Annotated in this window: 21 protein-coding genes; 13 read left to right on the forward strand and 8 right to left on the reverse strand. The window is 67.4% G+C overall.

Annotated features, from left to right (window positions below; genetic code table 11):
* Positions 1 to 44: 44 nt before the first annotated feature.
* The 4 genes from metH (at position 45) to ACTWJ5_RS20675 (ending at position 6,246) form a co-directional block, all read left to right on the forward strand.
* The gene (gene metH, locus ACTWJ5_RS20660; protein ID WP_444436436.1) at positions 45 to 3,737 is read left to right on the forward strand and encodes a methionine synthase; all 3,693 of its coding nucleotides are present in this window, start codon (positions 45 to 47) and stop codon (positions 3,735 to 3,737) included.
* Between the two features lie 21 nt (positions 3,738 to 3,758).
* Positions 3,759 to 4,109: a 50S ribosome-binding protein YggL gene (locus ACTWJ5_RS20665; RefSeq protein ID WP_043316259.1), complete on the forward strand. Its 351-nt coding sequence runs from the start codon at positions 3,759 to 3,761 to the stop codon at positions 4,107 to 4,109.
* Positions 4,110 to 4,664: 555 nt separating this feature from the next.
* Positions 4,665 to 5,990, forward strand: coding sequence for an MATE family efflux transporter (locus ACTWJ5_RS20670; RefSeq protein WP_074983699.1), 1,326 nt, complete (start codon positions 4,665 to 4,667; stop codon positions 5,988 to 5,990).
* Positions 5,991 to 6,027: 37 nt separating this feature from the next.
* On the forward strand, positions 6,028 to 6,246 hold the full coding sequence (locus ACTWJ5_RS20675) for a DUF2970 domain-containing protein (RefSeq protein WP_009619245.1): 219 nt from the start codon (positions 6,028 to 6,030) through the stop codon (positions 6,244 to 6,246).
* On the opposite strand, the gene ACTWJ5_RS20680 is transcribed toward ACTWJ5_RS20675, so the two are convergent.
* Positions 6,243 to 7,322 (reverse strand): ABC transporter substrate-binding protein, encoded by a 1,080-nt coding sequence (locus tag ACTWJ5_RS20680; protein WP_258872473.1) that lies wholly within the window; start codon positions 7,320 to 7,322, stop codon positions 6,243 to 6,245. The genes ACTWJ5_RS20675 and ACTWJ5_RS20680 overlap by 4 nt on opposite strands.
* A 344-nt stretch (positions 7,323 to 7,666) precedes the next feature.
* On the opposite strand from ACTWJ5_RS20680, the gene ACTWJ5_RS20685 reads away from it, so the two are divergent.
* The 3 genes from ACTWJ5_RS20685 (at position 7,667) to ACTWJ5_RS20695 (ending at position 10,545) form a co-directional block, all read left to right on the forward strand.
* Positions 7,667 to 8,161 carry a PaaI family thioesterase gene (locus ACTWJ5_RS20685; RefSeq protein ID WP_058489119.1) on the forward strand — a complete coding sequence of 165 codons (495 nt, stop codon included), beginning with the start codon at positions 7,667 to 7,669 and terminating at the stop codon, positions 8,159 to 8,161.
* Between the two features lie 238 nt (positions 8,162 to 8,399).
* Positions 8,400 to 10,058 (forward strand): nitrite/sulfite reductase, encoded by a 1,659-nt coding sequence (locus ACTWJ5_RS20690; RefSeq protein WP_444436437.1) that lies wholly within the window; start codon positions 8,400 to 8,402, stop codon positions 10,056 to 10,058.
* Positions 10,042 to 10,545 carry a DUF934 domain-containing protein gene (locus ACTWJ5_RS20695; protein ID WP_074983691.1) on the forward strand — a complete coding sequence of 168 codons (504 nt, stop codon included), beginning with the start codon at positions 10,042 to 10,044 and terminating at the stop codon, positions 10,543 to 10,545. The genes ACTWJ5_RS20690 and ACTWJ5_RS20695 overlap by 17 nt, the downstream gene beginning before the upstream one ends.
* A gap of 874 nt (positions 10,546 to 11,419) precedes the next feature.
* Here ACTWJ5_RS20695 and ACTWJ5_RS20700 read toward each other — a convergent pair.
* Positions 11,420 to 11,998 carry a TetR/AcrR family transcriptional regulator gene (locus ACTWJ5_RS20700; RefSeq protein ID WP_444436438.1) on the reverse strand — a complete coding sequence of 193 codons (579 nt, stop codon included), beginning with the start codon at positions 11,996 to 11,998 and terminating at the stop codon, positions 11,420 to 11,422.
* A gap of 135 nt (positions 11,999 to 12,133) precedes the next feature.
* On the opposite strand from ACTWJ5_RS20700, the gene ACTWJ5_RS20705 reads away from it, so the two are divergent.
* The gene (locus ACTWJ5_RS20705; protein WP_444436439.1) at positions 12,134 to 12,985 is read left to right on the forward strand and encodes an alpha/beta hydrolase family protein; all 852 of its coding nucleotides are present in this window, start codon (positions 12,134 to 12,136) and stop codon (positions 12,983 to 12,985) included.
* Between the two features lie 22 nt (positions 12,986 to 13,007).
* Here ACTWJ5_RS20705 and ACTWJ5_RS20710 read toward each other — a convergent pair whose 3' ends face one another.
* Positions 13,008 to 14,000 (reverse strand): YhdH/YhfP family quinone oxidoreductase, encoded by a 993-nt coding sequence (locus tag ACTWJ5_RS20710; protein ID WP_444436440.1) that lies wholly within the window; start codon positions 13,998 to 14,000, stop codon positions 13,008 to 13,010.
* A 55-nt stretch (positions 14,001 to 14,055) separates the two neighbouring features.
* Entirely contained in the window at positions 14,056 to 15,078 is a 1,023-nt protein-coding gene (sohB, locus tag ACTWJ5_RS20715) for a protease SohB (RefSeq protein WP_256511875.1), read from the reverse strand.
* 205 nt (positions 15,079 to 15,283) lie between these two features.
* Here sohB and ACTWJ5_RS20720 point away from each other — a divergent pair, with 205 nt between their 5' ends.
* The 4 genes from ACTWJ5_RS20720 (at position 15,284) to ACTWJ5_RS20735 (ending at position 18,482) form a co-directional block, all read left to right on the forward strand.
* Positions 15,284 to 15,994, forward strand: coding sequence for a histidine phosphatase family protein (locus tag ACTWJ5_RS20720; protein WP_116423829.1), 711 nt, complete (start codon positions 15,284 to 15,286; stop codon positions 15,992 to 15,994).
* Positions 15,995 to 16,049: 55 nt separating this feature from the next.
* A complete protein-coding gene (locus ACTWJ5_RS20725; RefSeq protein ID WP_009619228.1) occupies positions 16,050 to 16,361 on the forward strand; it encodes an SCP2 sterol-binding domain-containing protein in 312 nt (103 codons plus the stop codon).
* A 257-nt stretch (positions 16,362 to 16,618) separates the two neighbouring features.
* The gene (locus ACTWJ5_RS20730) at positions 16,619 to 17,689 is read left to right on the forward strand and encodes a phosphotransferase family protein (protein ID WP_444436441.1); all 1,071 of its coding nucleotides are present in this window, start codon (positions 16,619 to 16,621) and stop codon (positions 17,687 to 17,689) included.
* 25 nt (positions 17,690 to 17,714) lie between these two features.
* Positions 17,715 to 18,482 (forward strand): SDR family oxidoreductase, encoded by a 768-nt coding sequence (locus tag ACTWJ5_RS20735; protein ID WP_444436442.1) that lies wholly within the window; start codon positions 17,715 to 17,717, stop codon positions 18,480 to 18,482.
* Positions 18,483 to 19,963: 1,481 nt separating this feature from the next.
* Here ACTWJ5_RS20735 and ACTWJ5_RS20740 read toward each other — a convergent pair.
* The gene (locus ACTWJ5_RS20740) at positions 19,964 to 20,611 is read right to left on the reverse strand and encodes a hypothetical protein (protein WP_061561282.1); all 648 of its coding nucleotides are present in this window, start codon (positions 20,609 to 20,611) and stop codon (positions 19,964 to 19,966) included.
* A 100-nt stretch (positions 20,612 to 20,711) separates the two neighbouring features.
* Between ACTWJ5_RS20740 and ACTWJ5_RS20745 the strand changes: the two genes are divergently transcribed.
* Positions 20,712 to 21,503, forward strand: a complete 792-nt coding sequence (locus ACTWJ5_RS20745) for a TSUP family transporter (protein ID WP_249917112.1) — start codon at positions 20,712 to 20,714, stop codon at positions 21,501 to 21,503.
* 22 nt (positions 21,504 to 21,525) lie between these two features.
* Here ACTWJ5_RS20745 and nudC read toward each other — a convergent pair whose 3' ends face one another.
* Genes nudC through ACTWJ5_RS20760 form a run of 3 tightly spaced genes read right to left on the reverse strand, consistent with a single transcriptional unit; the run spans position 21,526 to position 24,899 of the window.
* Positions 21,526 to 22,368, reverse strand: a complete 843-nt coding sequence (gene nudC, locus ACTWJ5_RS20750; protein WP_256511879.1) for an NAD(+) diphosphatase — start codon at positions 22,366 to 22,368, stop codon at positions 21,526 to 21,528.
* Positions 22,368 to 24,047: a ferrous iron transporter B gene (locus ACTWJ5_RS20755; protein ID WP_074983662.1), complete on the reverse strand. Its 1,680-nt coding sequence runs from the start codon at positions 24,045 to 24,047 to the stop codon at positions 22,368 to 22,370. Before ACTWJ5_RS20755 ends, nudC begins: the two co-directional genes overlap by 1 nt.
* Before the next feature lie 39 nt (positions 24,048 to 24,086).
* Positions 24,087 to 24,899 (reverse strand): crotonase/enoyl-CoA hydratase family protein, encoded by an 813-nt coding sequence (locus tag ACTWJ5_RS20760; RefSeq protein ID WP_043266857.1) that lies wholly within the window; start codon positions 24,897 to 24,899, stop codon positions 24,087 to 24,089.
* Positions 24,900 to 25,016 lie beyond the last annotated feature (117 nt).

The following is a 25,016-nucleotide window of genomic DNA, read 5'->3' on the forward strand; positions in this document are numbered from 1 at the left end:
TATCATCAGCGACCCTTTGCCACAGCCGTTTCCAGGTAGTTCCCATGTCCGATCGTGCCGCCCGCCAGCAAGCCCTGCAGAAAGCCCTGAAGGAGCGCATCCTGATCCTCGACGGCGGCATGGGCACCATGATCCAGAGCTACAAGCTGCAGGAAGAGGACTACCGCGGCGAGCGCTTCGCCGACTGGCCGAGCGACGTGAAGGGCAACAACGACCTGCTGCTGCTCAGCCGCCCGGACGTCATCCAGGCCATCGAGAAAGCCTACCTGGACGCCGGCGCCGACATCCTCGAGACCAACACCTTCAACGCCACCCAGGTGTCCCAGGCCGACTACGGCATGGAAGAACTGGTCTACGAACTGAACGTCGAAGGCGCGCGCCTGGCCCGCGAAGTGGCCGACGCCAAGACCGCCGAGACACCCGACCGGCCGCGCTTCGTCGCCGGCGTGCTGGGCCCGACCAGCCGCACCTGTTCGATCTCCCCGGACGTCAACGACCCGGGCTACCGCAACGTCACCTTCGACGAGCTGGTGGAGAACTACACCGAGGCCACCCGCGGCCTGATCGAGGGCGGCGCCGACCTGATCCTGATCGAGACCATCTTCGACACCCTCAACGCCAAGGCGGCGATCTTCGCCGTGCAGGGCGTCTATGACGAGCTCGGCTTCGAGCTGCCGATCATGATCTCCGGCACCATCACCGACGCCTCCGGCCGCACCCTGTCGGGGCAGACCACCGAGGCCTTCTGGAACTCGGTGCGTCACGCCAGGCCAATTTCCGTGGGCCTGAACTGCGCCCTCGGCGCCAAGGACCTGCGCCCCTACCTGGAGGAGCTGGCGAACAAGGCCGGGACCCACGTCTCCGCGCACCCCAACGCCGGCCTGCCGAACGCCTTCGGCGAATACGACGAGACCCCGGCGGAAATGGCCGAGGTGGTCGAGGAGTTCGCCGCCAGCGGCTTCCTCAACATCATCGGCGGCTGCTGCGGCACCACCCCGGCGCACATCCAGGCGATCGCCGAGGCGGTGGCCAAGTACCCGCCGCGCGCCATCCCGGAAATCCCCAGGGCCTGCCGCCTGTCGGGTCTTGAGCCGTTCACCATCGACCGCAGCTCGCTGTTCGTGAACGTCGGCGAGCGCACCAACATCACTGGTTCCGCCAAGTTCGCCCGGCTGATCCGCGAGGAGAACTACACCGAGGCCCTGGAAGTCGCCCTGCAGCAGGTGGAAGCCGGCGCCCAGGTGATCGACATCAACATGGACGAGGGCATGCTCGACTCCAAGGCGGCGATGGTGAAGTTCCTCAACCTCATCGCCGGCGAGCCGGACATCTCCCGCGTGCCGATCATGATCGACTCCTCCAAGTGGGAGGTGATCGAGGCGGGCCTGAAGTGCATCCAGGGCAAGGGCATCGTCAACTCCATCTCCATGAAGGAAGGCGTCGAGCAGTTCAAGCACCACGCCCGCCTGTGCAAGCGCTACGGCGCGGCGGTGGTGGTGATGGCCTTCGACGAGGCCGGCCAGGCCGACACCCAGGCGCGCAAGGAAGAAATCTGCCAGCGCTCCTACGACATCCTGGTCAACGAAGTGGGCTTCCCGCCGGAAGACATCATCTTCGACGCCAACATCTTCGCGGTGGCCACCGGCATCGAGGAACACAACAACTACGCGGTCGACTTCATCAACGCCTGCGCCTACATCCGCGACAACCTGCCCTACGCGCTGAGCTCGGGCGGGGTGTCCAACGTGTCCTTCTCGTTCCGCGGCAACAACCCGGTGCGCGAGGCGATCCACTCGGTGTTCCTCTACTACGCCATCAAGAACGGCCTGACCATGGGCATCGTCAACGCCGGCCAGCTGGAGATCTACGACGAGATCCCGAAGGAGCTGCGCGACGCGGTGGAGGACGTGATCCTCAACCGCACCCCGGAAGGCACCGAGGCCCTGCTGGCGATCGCCGACAAGTACAAGGGCGACGGCGCCACCAAGGAAGTCGAGGACGAGGAATGGCGCGCGCTGCCGGTGGACAAGCGCCTGGAACATGCGCTGGTCAAGGGCATCACCGCCTTCATCGTCGAAGACACCGAGGAGTGCCGGCAGCAGTGCGCGCGGCCCATCGAGGTCATCGAGGGCCCGCTGATGAGCGGCATGAACGTGGTCGGCGACCTGTTCGGCTCGGGCAAGATGTTCCTCCCGCAGGTGGTGAAATCCGCCCGGGTGATGAAGCAGGCGGTGGCCCACCTGATCCCCTTCATCGAGGCGGAGAAAGGCGACAAGCCCGAGGCCAAGGGCAAGATCCTCATGGCCACGGTGAAGGGCGACGTGCACGACATCGGCAAGAACATCGTCGGCGTGGTGCTGGGCTGCAACGGCTACGACATCGTCGACCTCGGCGTGATGGTGCCGGCGGAGAAGATCCTGCAGACCGCCATCGCCGAGAAGTGCGACATCATCGGCCTGTCCGGGCTGATCACGCCGTCGCTGGACGAGATGGTCCACGTCGCCAAGGAAATGCAGCGGCAGAACTTCAGCCTGCCGCTGATGATCGGCGGCGCCACCACCTCCAAGGCGCACACCGCGGTGAAGATCGACCCGCAGTACAACAACGACGCGGTGGTCTACGTCACCGACGCCTCGCGCGCGGTGGGCGTGGCCACCACCCTGCTGTCGAAGGAAATGAAGCCCGACTACGCGCGCAAGCTGCGCGAGGAGTACGCCGAGGTCCGCGAGCGCACCGCCAACCGCAGCGCCCGCACCGAGCGCCTGAGCTACGCGGCGGCCATCGCCGCCAAGCCGCAGTTCGACTGGGCCGGCTACCAGCCGCCGGTGCCCTCCTTCACCGGCGTGAAGGTGCTGGAGGACATCGACCTGAACGTGCTGGCCGAGTACATCGACTGGACGCCCTTCTTCGTCTCCTGGAACCTGGCCGGCAAGTACCCGCGCATCCTCAGCGACGAAGTGGTCGGCGAAGCCGCCACCAGCCTGTTCAACGACGCCCAGGACATCCTGCGCAAGCTGATCGACGGCAAGCTGATCAAGGCCCGCGCCGTGTTCGGCTTCTGGCCGGCCAACCAGGTCAACCACGACGACCTGGAGGTGTACGCCGAGGACGGCCACAAGCTGGCCACCCTGCACCACCTGCGCCAGCAGACCATCAAGCCCGACGGCAAGCCGAACTTCAGCCTGGCCGACTTCGTCGCGCCCAGGGACAGCGGCATCAAGGACTACGTCGGCGGCTTCATCACCACCGCCGGCATCGGCGCCGAGGAAGTGGCCAAGGCCTACGAGGCCCAGGGCGACGACTACAACGCGATCATGGTCAAGGCCCTGGCCGACCGCCTCGCCGAGGCCTGCGCCGAATGGCTGCACGAGCGCGTGCGCAAGGAATACTGGGGCTACCAGCCCGAAGAACACCTGGACAACGACGCGCTGATCCGCGAGCAGTACGTCGGCATCCGCCCGGCCCCCGGCTACCCGGCCTGCCCGGACCACACCGAGAAGGGCACCCTGTTCCAGCTGCTGGACCCCAAGGGCCTGTCCGGCGTCACCCTCACCGAACACTACGCCATGTTCCCGGCGGCCGCGGTCAGCGGCTGGTACTTCGCGCATCCGCAGGCGCAGTACTTCGCCGTGGGCAAGGTCGACAAGGACCAGATCGACGCCTACAGCGCCCGCAAGGGCCAGGACGTGGCGGTCAGCGAACGCTGGCTGTCGCCGAACCTGGGCTACGACGCCTGATCCGCCTTCCAGGAGCGAAAGATGAAATACCTCACCCCCGAACAGATGGAAAAACCGCGCAAGCGCCGCCTGCGCAAGAAACTGCGCCTGGCCGAGTTCAAGGAACTGGGCTTCAGCCTGGAAGTGAACTACAGCGGCGACCTGGACGAAGTGCTCGACCAGTGGATCGCCTTCGTCGAATCCCAGGGCTGGCTGTTCGTCGGCGGCGCCACCGAGGACGGCGAGTTCACCGGCTACCTGTGCCTGAACGCCGTCGGCAGCCTCGACGAAGCCGACCGCGAAACCGTCCGCCAGTGGCTGCAGAGCCAGGCCTGGTGCACCTCCTCCGAGCTCGGCGAGCTGAGCGACTGCTGGCACGGGTTGCTCGACTGACGGAATCGCAAACGGAGTCCGCTCCTACGCTGCCCCACCCACGCCATTCCCCTGCACGCGATTCGCGGGCAGGGCCCGCTCCTACAATCCACCGTGAGGCATGGCGTTTCCCCGTAGGAGCGGACCTTGTCCGCGATAGCCGGACATCCCGGCGCGATTCGCGGATGAGATCCGCTCCTACGCCACCCCACCCGCGCCATTCCATGTAGGAGCGCGCCCTGCGCGCGAAATCGCGGGCAGGGCCCGCTCCTACAGTTCGCCGTAAGGCATGGCGCCTCCCCATAGGAGCGGACCTTGTCCGCGATAGCCGGATATATCGGCGCGGATCGCGGATGAGATCCGCTCCTACGCTACCCCACCCACGCCGATCTCCTGTAGGAGCGCGCCCTGCGCGCGATTTCGCGGGCAGGGCCCGCTCCTGCAAATCACCGCAACCGACGACCGCACGGGCAACGCCGCGCCCGTTACGCTAGGCTTTGCCGTGAGGGGCGCGGTCACCGGCACGCCGCCGCCCTCGACCAACAATCGCCGGATCACCTGCAGTTCGGGGACGCCATGCTAGAGCGCGAGCGCCTTCGCAATATCCTCTGCCTGGGGCTGCCGATCATCGGCGGCATGCTCAGCCAGAGCCTGCTCAACCTGGTGGATGCCGCCATGGTCGGCCACCTCGGGGAAAAGTCCCTGGCCGGTGTGGGCATCGGCAGCTACGCCAACTTCGTCGCCATTTCCCTGGTCATGGGCCTGGGCGCCGGCGTCCAGGCGTTGGTGGCGCGGCGCCGCGGCCAAGGGCGCGACGGCGACCTGGCCGCGCCGCTGAACTGCGGGCTGCTGGTGGCCCTGGGCCTGGCCCTGCCGATCAGCCTGGCCTGCCTGCTGTTCGCCAGACCCATCGTCAGCCTGCTGTCGCCCGACCCCGAGGTGCTGGCCATCGGCGTGCCCTACTTCGAGTGGCGCACGCTCTCGGTGCTGGCCGTGGGCCTGAACTTCTCCTTCCGCGGCTACTGGAACGGCACCCGGCGCTCGGGCACCTACATGCGCACCCTGGTGGTCATGCACCTGGCCAACGCCGCCATCAGCTACAGCCTGATCCACGGCCTCTTCGGCCTGCCGCGCATGGGCGCGGTGGGCAGCGGCCTGGGCACCACCCTGGCGCTGTACCTGGGCTCGGCGATCTACGCCTGGATCACCTGGCGCGACGCCCGCCGGCACGGCTTCCTCGCGCGCCGCCCGAGCGAGCGGGAAATCCGCGTGATGCTGCGCCTGTCGCTGCCCAACTCGCTGCAGCAGTTCTTCTTCGCCGCCGGCATCACCCTGCTGTTCTGGATCATCGCCCAGGTCGGCACCCGCGAGTTGGCGGTGGCCCACGTGCTGATCAACCTGGCGCTGTTCCTGATCCTGCCCGGCATCGGCCTGGGCATGGCCGCCACCACCCTGGTCAGCCAGTGCATGGGCGAGCGCGACTTCGACAGCGCCCACCGCTGGGGCTGGGACGTGGTCAAGGTCGCCGCCTGCGGCCTGGCGCTGCTGGGCACGCCGTTCTGGATGTTCCCCGAGGCGATCCTGCGGCTGTTCGTCAGCGACCCGGCGCTGATCGAGCTGGGCCGCGTGCCGCTGATGTTCACCGGCCTGGGCATGGTCATCGACGCCACCGCCCTGGTGCTGACCCAGGCGCTGCTCGGCGCCGGCGCCACGCGCACGGTGATGGCCGTCAGCCTGGGCAACCAGTGGCTGTTCTTCCTGCCCCTGGCCTACCTGGTCGGCCCGGTGCTGGGCGGCGGCCTGCTGGCGATCTGGAGCATGCAGATCATCCAGCGCGGCCTGGCCTCGGCAATCTTCGCGGTGATGTGGCAGAAGCGCCAGTGGACGCAGATAGAACTCTGAGGCCGGCTATGCTTGTCCCACAGCAAAGGAGGCTTTCATGAACGACGATCCGCAGAACCGCCCGCCGAGCTTCTGGCAGATGCTGCAAAGCGTGCTGGCCGCCGCCTTCGGCGTGCAGAGCGGGAAGAACCGTGCCCGCGACTTCACCCACGGCAAGCCCAGCCACTTCATCGTTCTCGGCGTGGGCTTCACCCTGGTCTTCGTCCTGTTGCTCTATGCCCTGGTGCGCCTGGTGCTGCACTTGGCCGGCGTCTAGTCCAGCAGCGGCTGCAGGGAGAAGCGGTAGGCCTTCTGCTTCGGGTGCAGGGCCAGGCTGAAGTCGCGGAAGTCCAGGCCGTAGCCGGGGCGCTCCAGGTTGGCGCGCAGCTTCTGCGCGCGGCGCTTGTCCAGCAGGATGAACACCGGCAACTGGCGGTCCTTGCCGCCATGGGCGGCGAAGTCCACGCCGGCGTCGTAGTCGTGCAGCAGCACCATGGCCCAGCCGCCGAGGGTGAAGTGGCCGCTCATGGCCACGCTGATGCGGCCGTCGACCACCGCGCCGAGCATCTCCGAGGAATTGTTCAGGCCGCTGAACAATATGTCGCGGCCCGGCACGCGCCCCGCCTCGCGGGCCGCCTTCATCGCGCCGAAGGCCATCTCGTCGTTGGCCGACCACACCAGCCGCACCTGCGGGTAACGGCGCAGCAGTTGCTGCGCCTGTTCATAGGCGCGCTGGCGGTCCCAGCCGCCATAGACCACCTGCAGCAGACGGGCCCGCGGGAAGTCGGCCAGGGCCCGGCGCATGCCCTGCTCGCGCAGCTGCGCCACCGGCGCCTGGGCCAGCCCGGAGAAGGCCAGCAGGTCCAGTCCCTGCCCCGCCGCCGCGCCGGCCTTGAGCAGGCGGTGGGCCATCAGGTAGCCCGCCTCCTCCTCGTTGGCCACCAGGCTGCCGATCCAGTTGCGGTAGCGCTCGCGGCTGCCGCCGACGATGCGCTGCTGGTCGGTGGTCAGCATGTTGTTCACGGCGAACAGGCGCACCGGGGTATCGGCGAACAGGCGCAGCAGTTCCGGGCCGATGTAGCCCTCGTTGGTGAACACCAGGTAGTCGGGCAGCTGGCCGTCGCGCAAAAGCTCGCGCGCCTGCTGCAGGGAGCGTTGCGGGTCGCGCTCGGCGTAGAGCACGCGCAGCGGCATGCCCAGGTCGCCGGCGGCGGCCTGCATGAAGCGGCTATAGCTGAGCCAATAGGGCTCGTTGGACCGCCCCGGGTTGAGGAACACCACCGACGCCGCCTGGCAGCCCAACGACAGCGACAGACCGACGACCAGCAACCAGGACCTGCACAGAAGACTCAAGAACCCACACCCCACCGACCGGAAGCCGGCGAAGTATAGCCATTTGCCTTCATTGTGTTCGCCCACCCCTGACCGGTGGAGCGAAATTATTGATGGCTCACCCAGAATATCGCCGTAGCCACCACCAGCAGGATGAGGATCAAGGCCGCGCGGGCGTCGATCACGCTGTCGCGATTCTCGTTACGGGATTCTTCGCTCATGTTTCCCCCATTTGTTATTGCTGTTTTCGGTGGACCCACCAGCAGTTAAGACCAGGGCACGGGCAGCGACAAGGCGCGGCCCTTCATGAGGGCGGCGAAACCGGCTAGGCTGGGGCCGTTTCCGCGACAAGAACAAGGCTCCCCATGGACAATCTTTCCCTGCAAGACCGCGCCGCGCCCGAAGGCATCTGCTACGGCTGCGGCGGCAGCAACCCCCACGGCCTGCACATCAAGAGCTACTGGCACGAGGACGGCATCCACGTGATGGCCAAGCACCTGCCCGAGGCCAAGTACACCGGCTGGCCGGAACTGGTCTACGGCGGCCTGATCGCCATGCTGGTGGACTGCCACTCGAACTGGACGGCCATGGCCTACCACTACCGCGCCGAAGGCCGCGAGCCGGGCAGCCTGCCGCGCCTGGACTGCGTCACCGGCAACCTCGGCATCAAGTTCATCAAGCCCACCCCGATGGGCGTGCCACTGACCCTGCGCGCACACGTGGAAGGCGAGCTGGGGCGCAAGAGCCGGATCATCTGCGAGGTCTATGCCGGCGACGTGCTGACCGCCATCGGCGACTCCATTTTCGTCCGCGTCGATGCCGCTCAGCTGGGCGCCCAGGCCCACGGCCGCGAAGGCTGAAGACCTGCCGCGAGGGCCTGCGGCCAGGCGCCGCAAGCCCTGGCGCGGCGCCGGTGGGTGGAGAAGGTTCCCACGGATGCCGCGCTTATATCAGAAAGTTCTCGCCATATACTCAAACTTCACTTTTACGCATATTCCCTAACTGGTATCTTGCCCGCCACTCCGCGTGGAGCGCGTTGCCGTGCGCGCTCGGAAGCGTAGTACGCCCGAGCGCTATAGCCTGACAGCAGGATTTTTCATGTACGTATACGACGAATACGATCAGAGGATCGTAGAGGATCGCGTCAAGCAGTTCCGCGATCAGACCCGCCGCTACCTGGCGGGCGAACTGACCGGCGAGGAATTCCGCCCGCTGCGTCTGCAGAACGGCCTGTACATCCAGCGCTATGCGCCGATGCTGCGTATCGCCGTACCCTACGGCCTGCTCGCCTCCCGGCAGTTGCGCAAGCTGGCGCAGATCGCCCGCGACTACGACAAGGGCTACGCCCACATCAGCACCCGGCAGAACGTGCAGTTCAACTGGCCGGCGCTGGAGGATGTACCGAACATCCTCGCCGAACTGGCCACCGTGCAGATGCACGCGATCCAGACCAGCGGCAACTGCATCCGCAACACCACCACCGACCAGTTCGCCGGCATCGCCCGCGACGAGCTGGTGGACCCGCGCCCCTGGTGCGAGATCATCCGCCAGTGGTCGACCTTCCACCCCGAATTCGCCCACCTGCCGCGCAAGTTCAAGATCGCCGTCAACGGCGCCGCGAGCGACCGCGCCGCCATCGAGGTACACGACATCGGCCTGGAAGCGGTGAAGAACGAGGCCGGCGAGCTGGGCTTCCGCGTGCTGGTCGGCGGCGGCCTGGGCCGTACCCCGATCGTCGGCAGCTTCATCAACGAATTCCTGCCCTGGCGGCACCTGCTGTCGTACCTGGACGCCATCCTGCGCGTGTACAACCGCTACGGCCGCCGCGACAACAAGTTCAAGGCGCGCATCAAGATCCTGGTCAAGGCGCTGACCCCGGAAGTCTTCGCCGAGAAGGTCAACGCCGAATGGGCGCACCTCAAGGACGGCCCCAGCACCCTGACCGACGCGGAAGTGCAGCGCGTTGCCGCGTTCTTCGTCGACCCGGCCTACAAGGCCCTGGAAGACCAGGACGCCGCCCTCGCCACCCTGGACGCCGAGCACCCCGGCTTCGCCCGCTGGCGCGAGCGCAACACCTTCGCCCACAAGAAGCCCGGCTACGTCGCCGTGACCCTGTCGCTCAAGCCCACCGGCACCGCCCCGGGCGACGTGACCGACAAGCAACTGGACGCCATCGCCGAGCTGGCCGACCGCTACAGCTTCGGCGAGGTGCGCAACAGCCATAACCAGAACATCATCCTCGCCGACGTCGAGCAGGCGCAGCTGTTCACCCTCTGGGGCGAACTGCGCGAGCTGGGCTTCGCCAGCCCCAACGTGGGCCTGCTGACCGACATCATCTGCTGCCCGGGCGGCGACTTCTGCTCCCTGGCCAACGCCAAGTCGATCCCGGTGGCCGAAGCCATCCAGCGCCGCTTCGACGACCTCGACTACCTGTTCGACATCGGCGACATCGACCTCAACATCTCCGGCTGCATGAATGCCTGCGGCCACCACCACGTGGGCCACATCGGCATCCTCGGGGTGGACAAGAAGGGCGAGGAGTTCTACCAGGTGTCCCTCGGCGGCAGCGCCGGCCGCGAAGCCAGCCTGGCGCAGATCCTCGGCCCGTCCTTCGCCCAGGACCAGATGGCCGACGTGATCGAGAAGCTGATCAAGGTCTACGTCGAACGGCGCACCGAAGAGGAACGCTTCCTCGATACCTACCGCCGCATCGGCATCGACCCCTTCAAGGAGCGCGTATATGCAGCGAATCATTAAGCACCGCGAAGTGGTCGACGACCGCTGGCACCTGCTGCCCAAGGACGCCACCCTGGAGAGCGTGCCCAACAGCGACGACGTGATCATCCCGCTGGCCCTGTGGCTGGAACACGGCCCGGCCCTGCGCGGCCGCGACGGCGGCCTGGGCGTGTGGCTGGACTCCGACGAGGAGCCCGAAGCCATTGCCGGGGACCTGGACAGGTTCCAGGTGATCGCGGTGAACTTCCCGGCCTTCACCGACGGCCGCGGCTTCAGCACCGCGCGCCTGCTGCGCGAGCGCTACGGCTACAAGGGCGAGGTGCGCGCCATCGGCGACGTGCTGCGCGACCAGCTGTTCTACATGCAGAGCTGCGGTTTCGACGCCTACGCCATTCGTGCGGACCGCGATCCGCATGACGCGCTGGCCAGCCTGGATGATTTCAGCGAGGTCTACCAGACCTCGGTGACCCAGCCGCAGCCGCTGTTCCGGCGGCGGCAGTTGGCCTGACCTGAAAAGCCCCGCCTCGGCGGGGCTTTTTCGTTGGGTCGGGATCCTGCTTCTCGTAGGAGCGAGCTTGCTCGCGAACCTTTATCCCGCGCTCCCATCTCCCCATCGTCATTCCCGCGAACGCGGGAATCCAGAGACTTGGGGGCTTGGTGTAGCGCGCCGCACCGAGTGTTCGGATGTTTCTTGTTTCGCCCCCTCGGGCGAGTCCCTTTTGTCAAACGGTGGAAGGCCACCCCCGCAAAAAGGAACCAAAAAGGCTTGCCCCAACATACGGGCCCGATAAAGCCGGGCTACCCTCACGAACTCCCCCGCCACGGAGGCCCGAACTAGGCGTCCCCCCCGAGCGTACGTCCCTGTAGCCCATCGGGGCTCTCGCGACATCCATGTCGCATGACCTCCTGAGCGCCGGTTTCGCTCGGCCTTCTGAAGGGACGTTCCGGTGCGCTCGGAGGTTTCTCTGGAAGTCCGAATCGCGGACAGAGTCCGCTCCTACGGTTACAGGGAAGCACGGGCGTAGGAGCGGACTTTGTCCGCGATTGGACTCAACGCCCCCGCCGGACACTCCGGTGGCACGAATGGCCCCCTCTCCCGCTTGCGGGAGAGGGCTGGGGTGAGGGCGCTCTTGATCCCCGACCGTCGGCGTTATCCGCCGAATCGCGGACAGAGTCCGCTCCTACGGTTCCAGGAAGCACGGCTTTTCGTAGGATGGCGTTGAGCGAAGCGATACCCATCACCACGGCAGCATGGGTATCGCAAGCTCAACCCATCCTACGGAGAGCACCTCGGCGCAAGGAGCGGACTTTGTCCGCGATTGGACTCACCGGCCACCCCGGTGGCACGGCCAACGGCGCACAACCACGAACGGCTATGCGCCCTACGCCCTCACACTCCCCCAGGCGATCTCCGCCAACAAATCCCGGCAATCCGCCAGCTCCACCCGCGTCCGCCCGGCCAGCCAATTGCGCACGTAATCGTGGGTGGGGCCTATCACCACCGAGTTGAACAGCTCGAAGGGCATTTCCCGGAAGGCGCCGGCCTGGCGGTACACCGCCAGCAGCTCGGCGATGCGCCGGCCCTGCTGGCGGTTGGCTTCGCGCAGTTGTTCGCCCATCTCCCCCGCCTCCACCCGGCCGCGGTTGTGCAGGATGAAGCGGGCCCAGTCCGGGTGCGCCACCACCCAGTCGATGTAGCAGGTGACGAACAGCTTGACCGTGGCCTCGGCGCCCATGCCCTCGCGCAGCCCGGCGTCGAGCAGGGCCGCGTACTGGCCGATGCCTTCCAGGTAGAGCGCGCCGATGATCCGCTCGCGGTTGCCGAAGTGGTGGTACAGGCTGCCGATGCTGGCGCCGGAGCGGTCGCGGATCATCTCGATGGTGGTGGCGTCCACCCCGGATTCGCTGAAGCAGGCCAGCGCGGCCTGGAGGATGTCGTCTTTGCGGGAAGCTCGGCCCATGGGGTTCCTTGTGCGGATCGTTTCTAGAATTTTTTTCTAGAATTAATTTCTAGCCTTCGTATACTGCCCTGACGCGCCGCCATCCTTCAACCCGAATCCACGCAGCCTGACCGGCCAGCCCCAGGAGCATGCAGCATGACCACCCCGCAGCCCCGCGAGATCGACAACGGCCAGGGCCAGCGCCTGGCCAGCCACTGGTACCGGCCGCCGGGCGAGATGCTCGGCGCCGCCCTGATCGTCCCGGCCATGGGCGTCGAGCAGCGTTTCTACGGCGCCTTCGCCAACTGGCTGGCCGAGCGCGGCTATCTGGTCGTGACCTTCGATTACCAGGGCATGGGCCAGTCGCGCAGCGGCCCCTTACGCGAGGTGAAGGCCAACGTCGTCGACTGGGGCCGCCACGATTGCAGCGCCGTGCTCGCGGCGGTGGCCGAGGCCGCGCAGGACAAGCCGCTGTACTGGATCGGGCACAGCCTGGGCGGGCAGATCCTGCCCTTCGTCGACGGCCGCGGGCGCATCACCCGGGCCTTCAGCATCGCCAGCGGCAGCGGCTACTGGCGCGACAACACCGCCGGCCTGCGCGGCCGCGCCTGGCTGCTCTGGCACTTCATCGCGCCGACCGTCACGCCGCTGCTGGGCTACTTCCCGGGCCGCCGCCTGGGCATCGTCGGCGACCTGCCGCGCGGGGTGATCGAGCAATGGCGGCGCTGGTGCCTGCACCCGCAGTACGCCCTGGGCGAAGGGGAGCAGATGCGCATCCGCTATTCGGCGGTGCACACGCCCATCGTTTCGCTGTCCTTCACCGACGACGAGATGATGTCCCAGCGCAGCACCGAAGCCCTGCTCGGCTTCTACCGCAGCGCGCCCAAGGTGAGCCGGCGCATCGCTCCGGAACAGCTGGGCGTGAAACGCATCGGCCACTTCGGGTTCTTCCGCGAGCAGTTCGCCGACACGCTGTGGGAGGGTTACCTGCTGCCGGAGCTGGGCTGAGCGCCCGGCCCCGGCGCGGGCATCAGTCGAGGTTCACCAGCAGCCGGCCGACCAGCTTGCCGGCGAGGATCTGGTGGATGGCGGTGGACAGGTCGTCGAGGCGGATTTCGCGCACCAGCTCCTCCAGGCGCGGCAGCTTCCACTGCAGCGAGAGCTTGTCCCACATGGACGCCTTGACCACCAGCGGCAGCTCCACCGAGTCCACGCCCAGCAGGTTCACCCCGCGCAGGATGAACGGCAGCACCGTGGCCTTGAACGCGGCGCCGGCGGTCAGCCCGCAGCAGGCCACGCTGCCGCCGTACTGCAGCGACTTGACCACGTTGAACAGGATGTCGCCGCCGACCGTGTCCACCGCGCCGGCCCACTGCTCCTTGAGCAGCGGCTTGTCGACGCCGTCGGCGACGGTGGCGCGGTCGATGATCTGCCGCGCGCCCAGGCCGTTGAGGAACTCGGCCTGCTCCAGCTTGCCGGTGGAGGCCGCCACGCTGTAGCCCAGCTGGGCCAGCAGCATCACCGCGATGCTGCCGACGCCGCCGCTGGCGCCGGTGACCAGCACCGGGCCGGAGGCCGGGGTCACCCCGGCCTGCTCCAGCTTGTCGACGCACAGCGCCGCGGTCAGGCCGGCGGTGCCGAGGATCATCGCCTCGCGCAGGCTCAGGCCCTGCGGGCGCTTGATCACCCAGGCGGCCGGCACGCGGACGTACTGGCCGAAGCCGCCCGGGGTGTTCATCCCCAGGTCGTAGCCGGTGACTATCACCTCGTCGCCGGCGACGAATTCGCCCATCGAGGACTCCTCCACCACCCCGGCGGCGTCGATGCCGGGGGTGTGCGGGTACTTGCGGGTCACGCCCCGGTTGCCGCTGGCCGACAACGCATCCTTGTAGTTCAGCGACGAATACCGCACCCGGATCAGCACCTCGCCGGCCGGCAGCTGGCTGGTGTCGCGCTCGACCACCTGCTGCTCGTAGATGCCATGCGGGGACTCGGTAACCCAGAGGGCCTTGAATGCACTCATCACGCTCTCCTTCTGCAAAGCCTGCCGCGCGGGCGCCCCTGCGCCCGCGCCGGAATCATTGCCAGTAACGGCTGCGCCCCAGGCGCTCCCACCAGCTCAGCAGCACGCGGTCGATCACCGTGCTGGCGCCCACGCCCAGGCGCTCCTGGACGCTCTTCTTCTGCACGTACTGCAAGTGGTAGACGTCCGCCTCGCGGGCGCGTTCGGCCAGGTACTCGTCGCTGGTCTTCAGCTCGTCCACCAGCTTGCGCCCCAGCGCCGCCTGGCCCAGCCAGACCTCGCCGGTAGCGATTTCCTCGATGGCGAGCTTGGGCCGGTAGTGGGCGACGAAGCCCTTGAACAGCTCGTGGGTGGACTCCAGGTCCTCCTGGAACTTCTCGCGGCCCTTGTCGGTGTTCTCGCCGAACACCGTCAGGGTGCGCTTGTACTCGCCGGCGGTGAGCACCTCGAAGTCGATGTCGTGCTTCTTCAGCAGGCGGTGCACGTTGGGCAGCTGCGCCACCACGCCGATGGAACCGAGGATGGCGAAGGGCGCGGACAGGATGCGCTCGCCGATACAGGCCATCATGTAGCCGCCGCTGGCGGCGATCTTGTCGACGCACACGGTCAGCGGCACGCCGGCCTGGCGGATGCGCGCCAGCTGCGAGGCGGCCAGGCCGTAGCTGTGGACCATGCCGCCGCCGCTCTCCAGGCGCAGCACCACTTCGTCCTTGGGCGTGGCCAGGCTGAGCAGCGCGGTGATCTCGTTGCGCAGGTGCTCGGTGGCCGAGGCCTTGATGTCGCCATCGAAGTCCAGCACGTAGACGCGGCTCTTCTGCGCGCCGGCCTTCTTCGCCTGCTTGGCGGCCTTGTGCTCGGACTTGCGCAGGGCCTTGAGCTTGTCCTTGTCGAGCACGCTGCCCTGCAGGCGCTCACGCAGCTCCTTGTAGAAGTCGTTGAGCTTGCGCACTTCCAGATGGCCCGAGCTGCGCCGCCCGCGGCCGCGCAGGGCGGCGACCACCACCAGCACCACCAGCACCGCCACCAGCACGGTGAAGGTCCTGGCCAGGAAACCCGCGTAATCCAGAAGAAACTCCACACTTCCCCCTATCGACCTGTGCCCCGCCCGCCGACCGGGCCGGGGAATCCCGCAAGCATACCCAGCCCGCCGGGCCGCAGCCAGCGCTGGCGAACGCCTTCATCAGCGTTGGGAATAGCATTCAAACAAGCGTATGTTTTTTCGTTGACAGCCCTGGGCCTTCCTCATACCCTCGCCGGAACTTTCCCCCTGCCGAGGTCCGTGCGTGGGCAGCATCTATCTGATTCGACATGGCCAGGCTTCGTTCGGCGCCGACGACTACGACGTGCTCTCGACGACCGGCGTGCGCCAGGCCCAGGTCCTGGGCGAACACCTGGCGGGCCTGGGCCTGCGCCTGGACCGCTGCCTGGCCGGCGACCTGCAGCGCCAGCGCCACACCGCCAGCGAAGCCCTGGGACGCATGCGCGAAGCCGGGCTGCAGGTGCCGGAACTGGAGATCGACGCCGCCTTCAACGAGTTCGAGGCCGACGCGGTGATCCGCGCCCACCTCGACGACCTGCTGCAGCACGAGCCCCAGGCCCTGCACATCCTGCGCAACGCCGCGCAGCACCGCGGCGAGTTCCAGCGCCTGTTCTCCTACGTGATCGCCCGCTGGGTTTCCGGCGAGCACCACAAGGACGGCCTGGTCAGCTGGCAGGAATTCCTCGACACCGTGCACGACGGCCTGCAGCGCCTGCTGCGCCAGGCCAGCGGCAAGGACAACATCGCCGTGTTCACCTCCGGCGGGACCATCACCGCCGTGCTCCAGCAGATCGTCGGCATGCCGGCGATCAAGGCCTTCGAGCTGAACTGGCAGATCGTCAACACTTCGCTCAGCCGCCTGAAGTTCCGCGGCGACGAAGTGTCCCTGGCTTCCTTCAACAGTCACGTGCACCTGGAACTGTTGAGGGCGCCGGAGCTCATTACCTACAGATGAGCCCGGCCCATTGCGCCCCCGGGCGCGCGAGAAAACCTAGAAAAGGGATAGAACCATGAGCGTTGCTGACATCGTCTCCACCATGAAGAGCAAATTCAACGCTGGCGCCGCCGCCGGCCTGGACCTGGTCTTCCAGTTCAACATCGAGGACGGCGACAACCACTACCTGGTGGTCAAGGATGGCACCTGCGAAGTCGTGCAGGGCGATGCGCCGAACCCCAACGTCACCCTGATCATGGACAGCGAGACCCTCAAGGGCATCACCAGCGGCGAAACCGACGGCATGCAGGCCTTCATGGCCGGCAAGCTGCGCGCCGAAGGCGACATGATGCTGGCCATGAAGCTGGGCGAGCTGTTCCCGGTCTGACCTGGAGCGCTGCCTGCCGGCACGAGAAACCGGGGCCCCGCGGCTCCGGTTTTTTTTCGCCCGCGCCGCTCTGGCAAAGGCGTATCAGGCAGCCTGATCAGGGCCCAACACGCTCGCCAATAACGCCCTGCGGCGCTTGTGGGGGTAGGAAGCGAGCATTAGATTAGCCAATTATCTCGGGACACCATTATTGCCCTGCATGATGGATCCCGGGCGCCGCTGCCCCGGCAGCTACCGACTACAAGAAAGGGATAAGCATGTCGCTGACTGACCAGTCCACCCGCATCCGCCAAGGCGAAGAGCTCGACGCCGCGGTCATCGATCCCTACCTGAAGGCCCACATTCCCGGCCTGCAGGGCGAGCCGAAGATCAGCCAGTTCCCTGGCGGCGCCTCGAACCTGACCTACCTGCTGGAATACCCCAGCCACGAGCTGGTGCTGCGCCGCCCGCCGTTCGGCCGCAAGGCCAAGTCGGCCCACGACATGGGCCGCGAGTACCGCATCCTCAACCAGCTCAACGCCGGCTTCCCGTACTGCCCGAAGGCCTACGTGCACTGCACCGACGAGTCGGTGATCGGCGCCGAGTTCTACGTGATGGAGCGCGTCAACGGCATCATCCTGCGCGCCGACCTGCCGCCGGAGCTCAAGCTCGACGCGCAGCAGGCCAACACCCTGTGCAAGAACTTCATCGACCGCTTCGTGGAACTGCACAACGTCGACTACCAGGCCTGCGGCCTGGGCGACCTGGGCAAGCCCGAAGGCTACGTGCAGCGCCAGATCGAAGGCTGGATCGACCGCTACGAGAAGGCCCTGACTCCCGACGCGCCGAGCTGGGAACCGGTCAAGGCCTGGCTGCGCGAGAAGATGCCGGCCGACCACCCCAAGCCGGGCATCGTGCACAACGACTACCGCTTCGACAACGTCATCCTCGACCCCAAGGACCCGATGCGCATCATCGGCGTGCTGGACTGGGAGCTGACCACCATCGGCGATCCGCTGATGGACCTGGGCAACACCCTCGCCTACTGGATCGAAGCCGACGACCCGGCGCCGGTGCAGCTCATGCGCCGCCAGCCGAGCCACCTGCCGGGCATGCTGACGCGCCGGGAATTCGCCGACTACTACGCCGAACGCGCCGGCCTGCCGCGCATCGACAACCTCGACTTCTACTACACCTACGGCCTGTTCCGCCTGGCCGGCATCGTGCAGCAGATCTACTACCGCTACTTCCACGGCCAGACCCAGGACAAGCGCTTCGCCCAGTTCATCCACATGAACAAGCTGCTGGAGCAGATGAGCCTGCAGGTCATCGGCAAATCGCGCCTGTAACGACGATCACAACAAGGGGAACCCCATGTCCAAGACCAACCTGTTCGACCTCGACGGCAAGATCGCCTTCGTTTCCGGCGCCAGCCGCGGCATCGGCGAGGCCATCGCCAAGCTGCTGGCCCAGCAAGGCGCCCACGTGATCGTCTCCAGCCGCAAGATCGAGGGCTGCCAGGAAGTGGCCGACGCCATCAATGCCTCCGGCGGCAAGGCCACCGCCATCGCCTGCCACATCGGCGAGATGGAGCAGATCCAGAGTGTCTTCGCGCAGATCCGCGAGCAGTTCGGCCGCCTGGACATCCTGGTCAACAACGCCGCCACCAACCCGCAGTTCTGCAACGTGCTGGACACCGACCTGTCGGCCTTCCAGAAGACCGTCGACGTGAACATCCGTGGCTACTACTTCATGTCCATCGAAGGCGGCAAGCTGATGAAGGAGAACGGCGGCGGCAGCATCATCAACGTCGCCTCGATCAACGGCGTCAGCCCCGGCGAGTTCCAGGGCATCTACTCGGTGACCAAGGCTGCGGTGATCAGCATGACCAAGGTCTTCGCCAAGGAATGCGCGCAGTTCGGCATCCGCTGCAACGCCCTGCTGCCGGGCCTGACCGACACCAAGTTCGCCTCGGCCCTGGTGAAGAACGACAGCATCCGCAACGCCGCCCTGCAGCGCATCCCGCTCAAGCGCGTGGCCGACCCGAGCGAAATGGCCGGCGCCGTGCTGTACCTGGCCAGCAGCGCCTCCAGCTACACTACCGGCGTGGCGCTGAACGTCGACGGCGGGTTCCTCGCCTGATCGCATAAGCGCAATGAAAAAGGGAGCCTTCGGGCTCCCTTTTTCGTTGGGCGATCCGTTGATGCACGCCTCCTACAAGGGAATGGCGCGGGTGGGGCAGCGTAGGAGCGGATCTCATCCGCGAATCGCGCCGGGACGTCCGGCTATCGCGGACAAGGTCCGCTCCGGGAGGAGGAATACCGTGCCTCCCGGCGACCTGTAGGAGCGGGCCCTGCCCGCGATTTCGCGCGCAGGGCGCGCTCCTACAAGGGAATGTCGTGGGTGGGGCAGCGTAGGAGCGGATCTTATCCGCGAATCGCGCCGGGACGTCCGGCTATCGCGGACAAGGTCCGCTCCTACGGGGGAGGAATGCCGTGCCTCCCGGCAATTTGTAGGAGCGGGCCCTGCCCGCGAAATCGCGCGCAGGGCGCTCCTACAGGGGAATGGCGCGGGTGGGCGGCGTAGGAGCGGATCTTATCCGCGAATCGCGCCGGGGTGTCCGGCCATCGCGGACAAGATCCGCTCCTACGAGGGAAGGAATACCGTGCCTCCCGGCGACCTGTAGGAGCGCGCCCTGCCCGCGATTTCGCGCGCAGGGCGCGCTCCTACAAGGGAATGTCGTGGGTGGGGCGGCGTAGGAGCGGATCTTATCCGCGAATCGCGCCGGTGGTTCCGGCTATCGCGGACAAGGTCCGCTCCTACGGGAGGAGGAATACCGTGCCTCCCGGCAATTTGTAGGAGCGGGCCCTGCCCGCGAAATCGCGGGCAGGGCGCGCACCTACAGGGGAATGGCGCGGGTGGGCGGCGTAGGAGCGGATCTTATCCGCGAATCGCGCCGGGACGTCCGGCTATCGCGGACAAGGTCCGCTCCTACGGGAGGAGGAATACCGTGCCTCCCGGCGACCTGTAGGAGCGGGCCCTGCCCGCGATTCGGCGGATAACGCCGTAGGTGTTATCCGCCCTACGAATGTCCAGAGAAACATCCGTGCGCACCGAAACGCCCCTTCAGAAGGCCGAGCGAAACCCGCGCTCAGGAGGTCATGCGACATGGATGTCGCGAGAGCCCCGCGGGCTACAGGGACGTACCCTCGGGGCGGGCCTCCGTGGCGGGGGAGTTCGTGAGGGTAGCCCGGCTCCATCGGGCCCGTATGCGGGGCAAGCCTTTTTGGTTCCTTTTTGCGGGGGTGGCCTTCCACCGTTTGACAAAAGGGACTCGCCCGAGGGGGCGAAACAAAAAATCTCCGCAGACTCGGAGCGGCGCGCTACACCCAAACAAGACGTCTCTGGGTTCCCGCGTTCGCGGGAATGACGGGGGGGGTGAGGTCGGGGCAGAGGTTGAGAATCCCCAGAAGAGCACCCTCTCCCCAACCCTCTCCCGCAAGCGGGAGAGGGGGCCGTTCGGAGCGGGCGGCAAATCCGACATCATTCTGAACGCGTAGGATGGCGTTGAGCGAAGCGATACCCATCAGTTTCGCAACGAAAGGCACCTCGGTGCGGCCCGCCTACCGCCACTCCCGCAGCGCCTGCTGCGCCGCGGCATTGACCGGTTCCGCCTCCAGGCCCGCAGGGCCCAGGCGGACGCTGTAGACCGCCTGGTCCGCCATGGGCAGGAAGTTCACCCGCGCCGCCAGCGGCCGGAAGGTCAGCAGGTCGTGCTGGCCGTCGCGCAGCCAGCGCCACAGGTCGAAGCCGTAGGGGCTTTGCGCCAGCACCTGCTGCCGGGCCTGAGCCTGTTGCTGCTCGATGGCCAGGTAGCGGCCGGCCAGGCCCTGCAGGCGGTAGCCGGGGTCCAGGCCTATCAGTGCGGCCAAACCACGCCACTGCATGATGCGCACGTCCAGTTGCCAGAGGTCGCCGCCCAGCTCGACGCGGCGTTCGCGGTCGCCTTCGAGGATTTTCACCTCGTAGCGCTGCGGCGCCAGGCGCTGGAAGCTCAGGGTCGCCAGCGGCCGCTCGGCGGGCAGCGCGTCGTAGCTGCGCAGGTCCCAGGCCGCCAGGCCCAGCGCCAGCGCGGCGGCGACGAAGGCCAGGCCGGCGCAGCCACGCAGCCAGCCGAGGAACCAGTGGCGGTCGAAGAGGATGCGTGCGGCGACCAGCAGCGCCAGCAGGGCGATCAGCGCGAACGTCCAGGCCAGGCCGTCGTACTGCATTGAATCAGTTCCTTGCGGGTAGAATTGCCGGCATTATGCGCACCCCTCGACGCGACGGCCAGCCGTGGCGTCGCAGCCTTGAACCCAGGTCGTACTTTTCATGCCCTTCACCCTCCCCTTCGAGCTGGCCATCGACCCGCTCACCCTGCTGATCCTCGCCGTCGTGGCCTTCCTCGCCGGCTTCATCGACGCCATCGCCGGCGGCGGCGGCCTGCTGACCATCCCCGCCCTGCTCACCGCCGGCGTGCCGCCGCACCTGGCGCTGGGCACCAACAAGCTGAGTTCCACCTTCGGCTCGGCCACCGCCAGCTACACCTTCTACAAGCGCAAGCTGTTCCACCCGGCGAAGTGGCGCAACGGCCTGCTGGCCACCGCCATAGGCGCGGCCGTCGGCGCCTGGGCCGCGCACCTGCTGCCGGCGGAATGGCTGAACCGCATGTTGCCGGTGGTGGTGTTCTCCTGCGGGATCTACATGCTCTTCGGCGGCACACCCAAGGCGCCGCTGGACGCCGACGCCCCGGTCGGGCGCAAGCGCCAGTGGCCGCAAGGCCTGGGCCTGGGCTTCTACGACGGTGTGGCCGGCCCCGGCACCGGCGCCTTCTGGACCGTCAGCAGCCTGCTGATGTACCCCCTGGACCTGGTCCGCGCCAGCGGCGTGGCGCGCACCATGAACTTCGTCAGCAACATTGTGGCGCTGGCGGTGTTCGTCGCTTCCGGCCAGGTGGTCTGGTTGCTCGGGCTGTGCATGGGCAGCGCGCTGATGGTCGGCGCCTACCTGGGTGCGCGCACCGCCATCGGCGGCGGCGCCAGGTTCATCCGCCCGGTGTTCATCCTGGTGGTGCTGGCGCTGACCGCGCGCCTGGTCTGGCAGCACTGGTTCAGCGCGGCTTGAAGCGCGGGGAAAACGCCGGGCGTCAGTAGCCGCCGCCCGGCAGGATGGGATCGGGCCGTCCGGCGCGGCGCGCCAGCCAGCTCTCGATCAGGTAGCGGGCGATGGAACGCCCGGCTGGCAGGCGCGGCAGCGAGTCGTAGGGGAACCACTGGGCGTCCTCGATCTCGTCCGGCTGGCAGACGATCTCGCCGCTGATGTACTCGGCGTGGAAGCCGAGCATCAGCGAATGCGGGAACGGCCAGTTCTGGCTGCCCAGGTAGCGGATGTTGCCGACCTGCAGCCCCACTTCTTCCTTCACCTCGCGGGCCACGCAGTGCTCCACCGACTCGCCCGGCTCGACGAAGCCGGCCAGGGTGCTGTACATGCCCGGCACGAAGCGCGGCGAGCGCGCCAGCAGCAGTTCGTCGCCGCGGGTGACCAGGACGATCATGCTCGGCGACAGCAGCGGGTAGCGCTGGATGTCACAGGCGTCGCAGCGCATGGCGCGTTCGCGCGGCACGGCGCGCATCGGCTGGCCGCAGCCGCCGCAGAAACGGTTCTCGCGGGCCCAGGTGCCGACCTGGCTGGCGAAGCCGAGCATGGCGAACTGGTCTTCCTCGGCTTCGAGCATGACGTGGCGCAGGCCTATCCAGCTGCAGCCCTCGACGCTGGCGGGAGACTCCAGCTCCAGCAGGTACACGGCGTCGCCATCGAAGTGGCCGACGCCCTGCTCGGAGAGCACCGGCAGGTCCTGGCGCTTGAGCCAGTCACGGGGGAAGAGCACGCCATTGGCATCGCCGAGGAATTGCTGGCGATAGTGGGCCAGGGCCCAGCCACCTTTCTCCGCCGGGTCGAGCCAGGCGGACTCCCAACGTCCGGTACGCATCAGGCAGCCACCTCCAGGCCGAGGGCGCGCACGCTCTCGCTGGCCACGTCCAGCACGTCGGGCTGGCCTTCGGGACGCAGCACGGCGCCGCCCTCCAGGTAGTATTCGAGGCCGGTCAGGGCATCGGCCAGGGTTTCCAGCATCTGCTCGGACGGCATCTGCGTGGTTTCAATCATCTGCCGCTGGATGTAGTCGGCGCAAGCCCCGACCAGCCGGGCGGCGCGTTCCTGGCCGAGGAACCAGAGCCCGCCGCGCACGGCCTGCAGGCTGCCGGGGACGTTGGCCAGGTGCAGCTTGTCGCCGTTGGATTCCAGGTAGGCGGTGATCGCCCGCTTGGCCAGGGCCAGGCCGCCCTGGGCTTCGTCGATGACCACGATGCGCGCCTCGGCCAGCTGGTGCACGGCGAAGGACTCGGCGGTGGGCTCGAGGTCGATGATGGCGGGGGCGGCCAGGCGCTCGCCGCGCTCCAGGCTGCCGACCAGGCTTTCCACGTAGAGCAGCGCGTCGGCCAGGGCGTTCAGCGCCACCGGCGATTCCACCGCGCCCCTGGCCACCCAGCCGGACACCACCGAAACCTGGCCCTGCAGCACGTTGGCCGCGGAGTTCAGGCCGACCATGCCGAGGGTCTTGGCCAACTTGCCCAGTTGGGTGTGCAGGGTGCCCAGGGCATCGGCCGGGGACACGCCGCGCTCGATCAGGTCGAGCTGGTCCTTGACCGTGGTGAGTTCCTCGCGAATGGCCGCCGACAACGAGCGCATCACCGCCTGGCCGGGACCGGACAGGCGCTGCGACTCGTCTTCCAGCAGGTGGTCGGTGAACGGCAGCGGCGCCAGGCCGAACACCTCGCGCAGCTCGCTGGCCCGCGGGCCGCGGGTGTCGGCCAGGGCGGTGAGGTAGAGCAGCTCCTTGAGCAGCTGGCGCGGCGCCTCGTAGCTGGCGTTGGCCAGCAGTTGCTTGAGTTCGCGGTCCAGGCGCGAGAACAGCTGCTTGCGCGCCTTGCGCGGCAGCATCTGCGCATCCACCAGGGCTTCCAGGGCGCCCGCGCCTATCCAGCACAGGCGGCTGCGCTGGCCGTAGCCGAGCAGCGCGTCGAGGCGCGCCAGGGCGCGCCCCATCAGCTTGAGGCCGGAGTAATGGTCCTGTTCGCGCACCAGGGCGAGCAGGCCGACCTGGTACATGTGCCGCAGGCGGCGGACTTCCTGGGCGCGGTCGGCCACCGTGGGCACCGCGCGGGGCGCAGCCGGGCGCGGCAGGTCCAGGCGCGCGCTGAAGAAGAAGCTCTCCGGCAGCACCGGCTGGCCGGCGGCCAGGCGCACGTCGTTGATCGCCGGCAGCAGCAGCTCGGGGATTTCCTGGCGGTTGGCCTCCAGGTTCTCCAGGTAGCGGCGCAGCACATACAGGGCATTGCCCAGGGCGGCCAGCTGGCCGTCGCGCTCCTCGCCGACGCCGGTGGGGATGTCGGTGGCCAGCTGCAGGGCTTCCTGGGCCAGCAGCTCGGCGCCGGCCAGTTCGATCAGGTTGAGGGTACCGCGGATCTGCGCCAGGCATTCGACCGCGTGTTGCAGCAGGCTGCCGTTCTGGCGCTCGGCGATGAATTGCTCGAGGTTCTGCTCGGCCTGCTCCATGGTGGCGAAGAGTTCATCGCGCACCAGACTGAGGGAGGTGGCTCCAGTGACCATCGGGCTAACGCGCCTCCTGCGCGAGGGAGTAATGGGGCATCAGTCGGCGAACTCCGGCTGCTGCTTGCTCATGTGGGCGGCCATGGCCTTCTGCAGGTCGGCCGATTGCAGCATGGCGGCGTTCCAGGTGGCGATGTATTCCAGGCCGTCCTCGACGCTGTGGTCGCGGGCGTAGCGGATCATCTCCTTGGTGCCGCGGATGGCGATCGGCGACTTGCCGGCGATCTGCCGCGCCAGTTCGAACACGCCGTCGAGCAGCGCCGCGCTGTCGGCGTAGCTGCGGTTGACCAGGCCGATGCGCACCGCCTCGGCGGCGTCGACCATGCGTCCGGTGTAGGCCAGCTCGCGCATGATGCCGTCGCCGATCAGCCGCGGCAGGCGCTGCAGGGTGCCGACGTCGGCGGCCATGCCCATGTCGATTTCCTTGATGGAGAACTGCGCGTCCTCGCTGCAGTAGCGCATGTCACAGGCCGAGATCAGGTCGATGGCGCCGCCCAGGCAATAGCCCTGCACGGCGGCGAGCACCGGCTTGCTGCAGGCGTCGATGGCGTTGAACGAGGCCTGCAGCTCGAGAATCTTGCGGCGCAGGGCGCGGGCGTTGCGGCCGACGTCCTTGCCCAACTGGCTGCCGGCCTGGGCCAGCAGCATCAGGTCGATGCCGGCGGAGAAATGCTTGCCGGCACCGGAAATCACCACCACGCGGACTTCATCCGTTTCATCGGCCCAACGAAAGATATCGACGATCTCGCGCCAGAAATCGGCGTTCATCGCGTTGACTTTTTCCGGGCGATTGATGATCACATGCGCGATCTTGTCGGCCAGTTCGACGCGAAATGCTTTGTACTCGGTCACGGGGGAAACCCTCGGGAATGCCCTGCTCTGCTGTGCGCGGCAGTTCTTGTAGTGATGGCGTGCCACTATAACAAGGCAAGGGCAAAAGTCGATGCCGGCCTATGTGATGCAGGGCAC

The sequence above is a fragment of the Pseudomonas sp. A6 genome (assembly GCF_052367875.1).
GTDB lineage: Bacteria > Pseudomonadota > Gammaproteobacteria > Pseudomonadales > Pseudomonadaceae > Pseudomonas > Pseudomonas citronellolis.

Bases quoted from the DNA above. Each gene is read 5' to 3' on its own strand.
- metH (WP_444436436.1), top strand. From the start codon at position 45: ATGTCCGATCGTGCCGCCCGCCAGCAAGCCCTGCAGAAAGCCCTGAAG.
- ACTWJ5_RS20665 (WP_043316259.1), top strand. From the start codon at position 3,759: ATGAAATACCTCACCCCCGAACAGATGGAAAAACCGCGCAAGCGCCGC.
- ACTWJ5_RS20670 (WP_074983699.1), top strand. From the start codon at position 4,665: ATGCTAGAGCGCGAGCGCCTTCGCAATATCCTCTGCCTGGGGCTGCCG.
- ACTWJ5_RS20675 (WP_009619245.1), top strand. From the start codon at position 6,028: ATGAACGACGATCCGCAGAACCGCCCGCCGAGCTTCTGGCAGATGCTG.
- ACTWJ5_RS20685 (WP_058489119.1), top strand. From the start codon at position 7,667: ATGGACAATCTTTCCCTGCAAGACCGCGCCGCGCCCGAAGGCATCTGC.
- ACTWJ5_RS20690 (WP_444436437.1), top strand. From the start codon at position 8,400: ATGTACGTATACGACGAATACGATCAGAGGATCGTAGAGGATCGCGTC.
- ACTWJ5_RS20695 (WP_074983691.1), top strand. From the start codon at position 10,042: ATGCAGCGAATCATTAAGCACCGCGAAGTGGTCGACGACCGCTGGCAC.
- ACTWJ5_RS20700 (WP_444436438.1), bottom strand. From the start codon at position 11,998: ATGGGCCGAGCTTCCCGCAAAGACGACATCCTCCAGGCCGCGCTGGCC.
- ACTWJ5_RS20705 (WP_444436439.1), top strand. From the start codon at position 12,134: ATGACCACCCCGCAGCCCCGCGAGATCGACAACGGCCAGGGCCAGCGC.
- ACTWJ5_RS20710 (WP_444436440.1), bottom strand. From the start codon at position 14,000: ATGAGTGCATTCAAGGCCCTCTGGGTTACCGAGTCCCCGCATGGCATC.
- ACTWJ5_RS20725 (WP_009619228.1), top strand. From the start codon at position 16,050: ATGAGCGTTGCTGACATCGTCTCCACCATGAAGAGCAAATTCAACGCT.
- ACTWJ5_RS20730 (WP_444436441.1), top strand. From the start codon at position 16,619: ATGTCGCTGACTGACCAGTCCACCCGCATCCGCCAAGGCGAAGAGCTC.
- ACTWJ5_RS20735 (WP_444436442.1), top strand. From the start codon at position 17,715: ATGTCCAAGACCAACCTGTTCGACCTCGACGGCAAGATCGCCTTCGTT.
- ACTWJ5_RS20740 (WP_061561282.1), bottom strand. From the start codon at position 20,611: ATGCAGTACGACGGCCTGGCCTGGACGTTCGCGCTGATCGCCCTGCTG.
- ACTWJ5_RS20745 (WP_249917112.1), top strand. From the start codon at position 20,712: ATGCCCTTCACCCTCCCCTTCGAGCTGGCCATCGACCCGCTCACCCTG.
- nudC (WP_256511879.1), bottom strand. From the start codon at position 22,368: ATGCGTACCGGACGTTGGGAGTCCGCCTGGCTCGACCCGGCGGAGAAA.
- ACTWJ5_RS20755 (WP_074983662.1), bottom strand. From the start codon at position 24,047: ATGGTCACTGGAGCCACCTCCCTCAGTCTGGTGCGCGATGAACTCTTC.